Source organism: Falsiroseomonas oryziterrae (assembly GCF_021864505.1).
Taxonomy (GTDB): Bacteria; Pseudomonadota; Alphaproteobacteria; order Acetobacterales; family Acetobacteraceae; genus Falsiroseomonas; species Falsiroseomonas oryziterrae.
The window spans coordinates 1-6,620 of sequence record NZ_JAKJIB010000237.1 but is presented as its reverse complement, the minus strand read 5'-3'; the positions used below and the strand labels follow the sequence as shown (position 1 = coordinate 6,620).

The window sequence follows — 6,620 nt, the reverse complement described above, 5'->3', positions numbered from 1 at the left end:
GCCGCCGGTGGTCGAGCCGGCGCGCCCCGCCGCGCCGCCGCCCGGCCATGCCATACGCATCGAGGGCGTGCGCTTCGCCTGGGGGGCCGACCGGCCGGTCTTCGACGGGCTTGAGCTGGACGTGCCGGAGGGCGCGCGCCTCGCGCTGCTCGGCCCGTCCGGGGCGGGCAAGTCCACGCTGACCTCGCTGCTGCTCAAGCTGGCGGCGCCGCAGGCCGGGCGCATCACGCTGGGGGGTGCTGATCTCTCGACCCTGGCCGCGGACGACGTGCGGCGGCGCATCGCCTGCCTGACGCAGGATGCGCGGCTGTTCGACGACAGCATCGCCGACAATTTGCGCATCGCGCAGCCGGACGCCGAGGATTCGGCGCTGTGGCGCGCGCTGGATGCCGCTGGGATCGGCGAGCTGGTGCGCACGCTGCCGGAGGGCCTGGCGACGCGCTGCGGCGAGGCGGGGGCGCGGTTCTCCGGCGGTCAGGCGCGGCGCATCGCGCTCGCGCGCGCGCTGCTGTCGGAGTCGCCGGTGCTGATCCTGGACGAACCGGCCGCCGGCCTTGATCCCGACACCGAGCGCGCCTTCCTCGAGACCCTGGGCGAGGCGACGGCCGGGCGCACGGTGATCCTGATCGTGCACCGCCTGATCGGGGTCGAGCGGCCGACGCGCATCCTGCGGATTGCCGGCGGCCGCGCGCTGCCCGCGATGGGATGAGCGCGCCGCGCGAGGTCGCGACGGCGCGGCTGCTGCTGCGTCCGTTCCGCCCCGAAGACGCGGCTGCCTATGGCGCGATCCGCGCCAAGCCCGAGGTGATGCGGTTCATGCCCGGCGGCATCGCGCGTTGCGCCACGGCAGAGTCCGACGCGCCGCGGCTCGTCGCCGATTTCGCGCGGCAGTGGGAGACGCGTGGCTTCGGGCCCTGGGCGGTGGAGGATCGCGCGACGGGGGCGCTGATCGGCCATCTCGGCCTGCGGCTGCTTCCTGAACTCGGCGGCGAGACGGAGGTACTCTACCTGCTGGACAGCACGGCCTGGGGCAGGGGCCTCGCGACCGAGGGCGCGCTTGCCGCGCGCGACGAAGCCTTCGGCAGGCTCGGGATCGCGCGGCTTGTCGGCTACGCGATGGAGGCGAACATCGCCTCGCGCCGCGTGCTCGAGAAGATCGGCATGCGGCCCGAGGGCGTCGTGAAGGTGTTCGGCGTCGAGGCCGTGCGGCACGTGCTCGACGCGCCGGGCCGGAGGACCCCGCCGAGGCTCAGCTGAGCTTCGGCAGGTACTCCTCGATGCCCTCGACCGGCGTGCCGGATAGCCAGAAGCCGAGATTGGCCTGGGTCGGCGTCTTGGGCTGGGGCGGCTGGATGGTGATCTCGACGCGCCCGACCTCGCGGCCGTTGCTGTCGGCGATGGCGGGCTCGACCGCCGCGACGAGCAGCTCGGCGTCGGCGGTCGGCAGCGCGCCGATGCGGCCGAGGATGCGGGCGAGGACGCCCATCCGCGCACGGCCGCTGTTGTCGCCGTCCGCCACCTTGATGACGATGCCGAGGCCGCGGTCGCGCACGCAGGCGGCGAGATAGCCCTCGGCGCCGGTCTTTGCGACGACGTTGCCGTCGCAGTAGCGGATCATGCGGGCCAGCGGGCTGTCGGTGGCCGAGAGATGGTCGGGATGGGCCAGCATCGCGTTCAGCACGCGCCGGGCGGCGGCGCGGCGCTCGGAGGAGACCGCCTGGCCGACGCCGAAGCGGGCCCAGGCCTTGGCCATGACGCCGGCCGGCAGCGCGATCGCCGGCAGGCCGCAATGGTCGACGCCGTAGGGCAGGCGATCGGCGTCGAGGCCGGTGAACTCCGAGAGGATGTCGCGGTAGAGCTTCTGCGCCGGATGGTCCGGATCGGCGTAGTCGAGGCCGGCATTCAGGTGGCGCGCCACGCTGAGGAAGCCGCAATGCTTGCCCGAGCAGTTGTGGTAGATGCGCCGCGGTCCGCCATGGGCGAAGGCGGAGCCCTGGTCCGCGAGGTCGCGCGGCAGCGCGGGACCGCAGATCAGCGCGTCCTCCGTCAGGCCGAGCCGGCCAAGCCAGTCGCCGACGAGGGCGACCTGGAAGGGCTGCGCGGCGTGGGAGGCGCAGGCGAGCGCGATGTGCTCGTCGGTCAGGCCGAGCGCGTCGGCCGCGCCGGATTCCACCAGCGCGATCGCCTGGAAGGGCTTGAGCGCGGAGCGCGGCGGCGCCGTCCAGCCGGGATCGCCCCAGGCATGCCGCAGCCGCCCGCCGGTATCGGCGACGGTGACGACGCCGTGATGCATGCTCTCGACGACCGGGCCACGCCAGATGCGTGCGAGCTCGACCACCTCGGGACCGTTCGGCATTGGGAGACCCCCTGTTGCGCGCCCGGCGTTATCGTGACGATTGGACGAACGCACAAGGTCGCGCCCAGGGGGAGGGGCGATATTATTCGCGCCCCCCTCACCCCTCGCTCAGCCGTCCAGCGTGACCCGGGCGGCCCGGACGACCGGCGCCCAGCGGTCGAACTCGGCGCGGACGAAGGCGTCGGTGCGGGCGGGATCCATGTAGATCGGCTCGCTGGCGAGGTCGGTCAGGCGGGCGCCGATGGCCGGCAGCTCCAGCACCGCCCGCATCTCCGCCGCCAGGCGGTCGATCACCGGCCGCGGCGTGCCGCGCGGGGCGAAGAGCCCGGTCCAGCTGCGGACCGAATAGCCGGGGACGCCCTGCTCGGCGACGGTCGGGATGTCGGGGCGGACGCGCACCCGCTCCTCGGTGCAGACGGCGATGACGCGGATGCGACCGGTCTGGGCGGGACCGACGACCGTTGGAAGGTTCATGAAGGCCATCGGGATCACCCCGGCCACGAGGTCGGTCGCGACCGGCCCGCCGCCGCGATAGGGCACATGGGTCAGCTCCACCCCGGTCATCATGCGCAGCAGCTCGCCCGCCAGGTGGTTGGAACTCGCCGTGCCGGAGGAGCCGAAGGACAGGCCGCCCGGCGTCGCGCGGGCGCGCGCCAGCAGCTCCTGCACGTTCGAGACGCCGAGCCCCGGGTTCACGGCGATCACGTTCGGCACGTCCACCATCATCGCGATGCCGTGCAGCGCCTCGCGCACGTCGTAGCCGAGGTCATGCGCGACGAGGGCGTGGAAGACGTGGTTGGAGGCGGAGGAGATCAGCAGCGTGTGCCCGTCGGGCCGCGCGCGCACGACCTGGCCCATGCCGATCGAGCCGCCGCCGCCGGCGCGGTTCTCCACCACCACCGACTGGCCGAGCCGCTCGGCCAGGACCGGCGCGACGAGGCGCGCGACGACGTCGTTCGAGCCGCCCGGCGCCCAGGGCACGACCAGCGTGACCGGGCGCGCCGGCCAGGCTTCCTGTGCCAGGGCCGGGCGGGCGAGGGGCGTGGCGGCGATGGCGGCCAGGACGGACCTGCGGCGCATGGATCGGTCTCCTCGGTTGGTTGGCCGCCCGGATAGCGCGACGGCGTGTTCGGCGGTAGGTCTCGGGCAACGCGCCGGAACGGCGCGGGGAGGATCGCGCATGGCAGGACCGCGTCGCGTCTCGGCCGAGGAAGCGGCCGCGCTGGTGAAGCCCGGCGACTGGGTCGACTACGGCGCGTCCTTCAACCAGCCCGACGCCTTCGACCGCGCGCTCGCGGCCCGGCTCGATGCGCTGGGCGGCGGCTTCAACCTGCGCAACTGCCTCTCGGTCCGTCCGCGCGCCGTGCTCGAGGCCGATCCCGAAGGCTGGCGCGTCGCCTGCTTCAACTGGCATTTCTCGGGCTACGACCGGCGCAAGCACGACGCCGGCATCTGCCGCTACATCCCGTGCAACCTCGGCGAGATCCCGCACTACTACCGCCGCTTCATCGAGCGCGTGGACGTCGCGGTGCTGAAGGCCGCGCCGCTCAAGGACGGGCATTTCGACCTCGGCCCGAACAGCCTCTGGCACCGCGCGGTGCTGGAGCGCGCCAAGACGGTGGTGATCGAGGAGATGCCGGACATGCCGCGCATCCACGGCACCGACAATCTCGTGCCGGCGGAGGCGGTGGACTACGTCATCGCCGGCGACGACGCCCCGACGCCCGAGCTGCCGAACGCCGAGCCGACCGAGGTGGACCGCGCCGTCGCCCGGCTGATCGCGGCCGAGATCGAGGAAGGCGCCTGCCTGCAGGTCGGCATCGGCGGCATGCCGAACGCGGTCTGCACGCTGCTGCTGGAAGCCGGGGTGAAGCATCTCGGCGTGCACACCGAGATGCTGAACGACGGCATCGTCGAGCTCTATCGCGCGGGCCGGGTGCGCGGCGACGAGAAGGTCGTCGATCCGGGCAGGATCACCTACACCTTCGCGCTCGGCTCGAAGACGACCTACGACACCATTCGCGGCAATCCCGACTTTCTCTGCCATCCGGTGGACTTCACCAACGACCCCGCGGTGATCGCGCGCAACCCGAAGGCGGTGGCGATCAACAACACCACGCAGCTCGACCTGCAGGGCCAGGCCTCGTCCGAGAGCGACGGGCACCGCCACATCAGCGGCACCGGCGGGCAGCTGCAATTCGTGCGCGGCGCCTATGCCTCGGCGGGCGGCAAGAGCTTCATCTGCCTTGCCTCGACCTATGAGCGGAAGGGGCAGCGCAAGAGCCGGATCGCGCTGAACCTGACGCCCGGCAACGTGGTGACGACGCCGCGGTCCGACATGATGTACGTCGTCACCGAATACGGCATCGCGAACCTGAAGGGGATGTCGGTGACGGAGCGCGCGAGGGCGATCATCGGCCTCGCGCATCCCGATTTCCGGGAGGGGCTGGAGCGCGAGGCGCGCGAGGCGGGGCTGATCGCGCGATCGGTGTTCTGAGCGCGCGCTGTCGCCGGGCGTCGGCCGGCCGTCACTGCGTCGCGGTGCGGCGGTCGAGGGTACTCCCGAGGAACAGCAGGATCTGGTCGAGCGCGATCAGCGCGCGCTGCCGATCGGGCACGGCGCGCCATCGGGAGCCGGAGCGTGCCGGATCCGGCAGCATCAGGGCGCTGGCCGATCCGATGCCGCTGACGTCCCAGCCGAACCCGGCGCCGTGCAGCACGTAGCGCTGCACTCCGGCCTCGGCCCCGCCCAATGCGGCGGCAAGGCTGGCGCAGGCGGCCGCGGCCGCGGGATCGGCGTCACCATGCACGAGCAGCAGCCTGGGCCTGGGCGGTGCATTGTCGAGAGATGGCTCGGGCGGCACGCTGGCCAGTGCCTTCTCGCAGGCCGGGTAGATCAGAACGGCAGCGGCCACCATGCTGCGCCAGCCGGCACTGCCCTCGAGCAAGGCATGCGCACCCGATCCGATGCCGATCACGCCAACCGCGGCGGGCGCGATCTGCGTCACGCCGTGAAGCGCCGCCAGCGAGGCCGCGAGGCGCCGTTCGGCCGGCACCTCGTCCGGTGCCGTGTCGCTGCTGTCACTCCACCCGGTCCCATCGTCGTCCACCTCGAGCACGGCGAAGCCGAGAGAGAGCAGGCGCAGGGCATAGAACTGCACGCGTCCGTCTGCGCCACCGTCACCGAGCAGGACCACCGCGGATAGGGCTCCCTCGGCATCAGCATGGGCGGGCAAGGACAGAAGCCCGCCGTCAAGGCCCTGCGGCGGCACATAGCGGCTCGTCGCAACGCGCGGCTCGTCCGTCGTGCCGTGGTCCGCCCAACTCGGCTTCGCGACCCACGGGAGCGCGACGAGGAGGCCGAGCACCGCGCCGACGATGGCGCGCCGAGCGCAGCGCCGCGCGGTCATCGCTCCGTTCCTGCGAGGCTCGTGTGGAGAAAGGCGGCGGCGCGCGCCGCGGACAGGTCGGCGAGTTCGGGCCAGGGCTCGATGCGGATCGGAGGTCCGTCGCCAGGGGCCGGATAGCGGAAGTTGCTGGCGCCGATGCCGTCTGGGATGTCCCAGCCATAGCTTGCTCCTGCCCAGGCCTGGAGCCGCACATCCGGCGTCCGCTCGGCGAGCAGCCCGGCCAGCGCGACGCAACCGTTGGCCGGATTGGCGGGATCTGCCGTCCCGTGCATGAGCAGCACGGCGCCGAAGGGCTGGCTCGGCTGCGGATCGCCACCGCCCAGCTCGGACGCCAATGTGCCGCAACCGGGATAGAGCAGGACCACGGCTCTCAGCGGCAATCCATCGGACTCCAGCACGAGCGCACGCGCACCCTCGCCGAAGCCGATCGCGCCGATGCGATCCGGGTCGATGCCTGGGGCCGCCGCCAGCGCGGCGAGGGCGCGCCGGAGGCGGCCCGTCTCCTCCTCCGGCGCGATGACGCCATCGGACGAGAGCACCTGCAGCTCGACCTCCGCGACCGGCAGCGATGCGCCGAGCAGCTGCCGCGTATAGACCTCGCTGCGCGAGTCGTAGCCGAGGCTGTCATGCACCAGCAGCACGGCCGGCAGGCGTTGCGGACCACCGGGCGGCATCGGTGGGCGGCTGATGAGGCCGACGACACCGTCGGTATCGGACAGGGCACGTGGCAGAGCGAACTCCGCCCGCGCGCCCGCCGGGGCCGCGAGGCCGAGGGCAAGCGCCAGCGCCAGCGCCAGCGTTCTGGGGCGCCGCTCAGCCACCGGGGCGGCCCGGCCGGGCGCCGGCGATGCGCC

Annotated in this window: 7 protein-coding genes; 3 read left to right on the top strand and 4 right to left on the bottom strand. The window is 73.0% G+C overall.

Features of this window, described 5'->3' with window-relative positions; all coding sequences use genetic code 11:
* Together L2I40_RS16670 and L2I40_RS16665 are read left to right on the top strand one after the other, a co-directional pair.
* A partial coding sequence (locus L2I40_RS16670; protein ID WP_237216323.1) for an ATP-binding cassette domain-containing protein occupies positions 1-709 on the top strand: 709 nt, incomplete at its 5' end.
* Positions 706-1,257: a GNAT family N-acetyltransferase gene (locus tag L2I40_RS16665; RefSeq protein WP_237216322.1), complete on the top strand. Its 552-nt coding sequence runs from the start codon at positions 706-708 to the stop codon at positions 1,255-1,257. The genes L2I40_RS16670 and L2I40_RS16665, both read left to right, overlap by 4 nt.
* Here L2I40_RS16665 and L2I40_RS16660 read toward each other — a convergent pair.
* Together L2I40_RS16660 and L2I40_RS16655 are read right to left on the bottom strand one after the other, a co-directional pair.
* The gene (locus L2I40_RS16660) at positions 1,250-2,356 is read right to left on the bottom strand and encodes an asparaginase (RefSeq protein WP_237216321.1); all 1,107 of its coding nucleotides are present in this window, start codon (positions 2,354-2,356) and stop codon (positions 1,250-1,252) included. The two genes, L2I40_RS16665 and L2I40_RS16660, sit on opposite strands and share 8 nt — an antisense overlap.
* A 108-nt stretch (positions 2,357-2,464) precedes the next feature.
* The gene (locus tag L2I40_RS16655; protein WP_237216320.1) at positions 2,465-3,436 is read right to left on the bottom strand and encodes a Bug family tripartite tricarboxylate transporter substrate binding protein; all 972 of its coding nucleotides are present in this window, start codon (positions 3,434-3,436) and stop codon (positions 2,465-2,467) included.
* A 100-nt stretch (positions 3,437-3,536) separates the two neighbouring features.
* Here L2I40_RS16655 and L2I40_RS16650 point away from each other — a divergent pair, with 100 nt between their 5' ends.
* The gene (locus L2I40_RS16650) at positions 3,537-4,853 is read left to right on the top strand and encodes an acetyl-CoA hydrolase/transferase family protein (protein ID WP_237216319.1); all 1,317 of its coding nucleotides are present in this window, start codon (positions 3,537-3,539) and stop codon (positions 4,851-4,853) included.
* Between the two features lie 31 nt (positions 4,854-4,884).
* Here L2I40_RS16650 and L2I40_RS16645 read toward each other — a convergent pair whose 3' ends face one another.
* Both L2I40_RS16645 and L2I40_RS16640 read right to left on the bottom strand, forming a co-directional pair.
* Entirely contained in the window at positions 4,885-5,766 is an 882-nt protein-coding gene (locus L2I40_RS16645) for a dienelactone hydrolase family protein (RefSeq protein WP_237216318.1), read from the bottom strand.
* Positions 5,763-6,620, bottom strand: an 858-nt coding sequence (locus L2I40_RS16640; RefSeq protein WP_237216317.1) for a dienelactone hydrolase family protein, incomplete at its 5' end; no start/stop codon positions are given. The genes L2I40_RS16645 and L2I40_RS16640, both read right to left, overlap by 4 nt.

Excerpts from the sequence above, each read along its gene's own strand:
- L2I40_RS16665 (WP_237216322.1), top strand. The coding sequence starts at position 706 with ATGAGCGCGCCGCGCGAGGTCGCGACGGCGCGGCTGCTGCTGCGTCCG.
- L2I40_RS16660 (WP_237216321.1), bottom strand. The coding sequence starts at position 2,356 with ATGCCGAACGGTCCCGAGGTGGTCGAGCTCGCACGCATCTGGCGTGGC.
- L2I40_RS16655 (WP_237216320.1), bottom strand. The coding sequence starts at position 3,436 with ATGCGCCGCAGGTCCGTCCTGGCCGCCATCGCCGCCACGCCCCTCGCC.
- L2I40_RS16650 (WP_237216319.1), top strand. The coding sequence starts at position 3,537 with ATGGCAGGACCGCGTCGCGTCTCGGCCGAGGAAGCGGCCGCGCTGGTG.
- L2I40_RS16645 (WP_237216318.1), bottom strand. The coding sequence starts at position 5,766 with ATGACCGCGCGGCGCTGCGCTCGGCGCGCCATCGTCGGCGCGGTGCTC.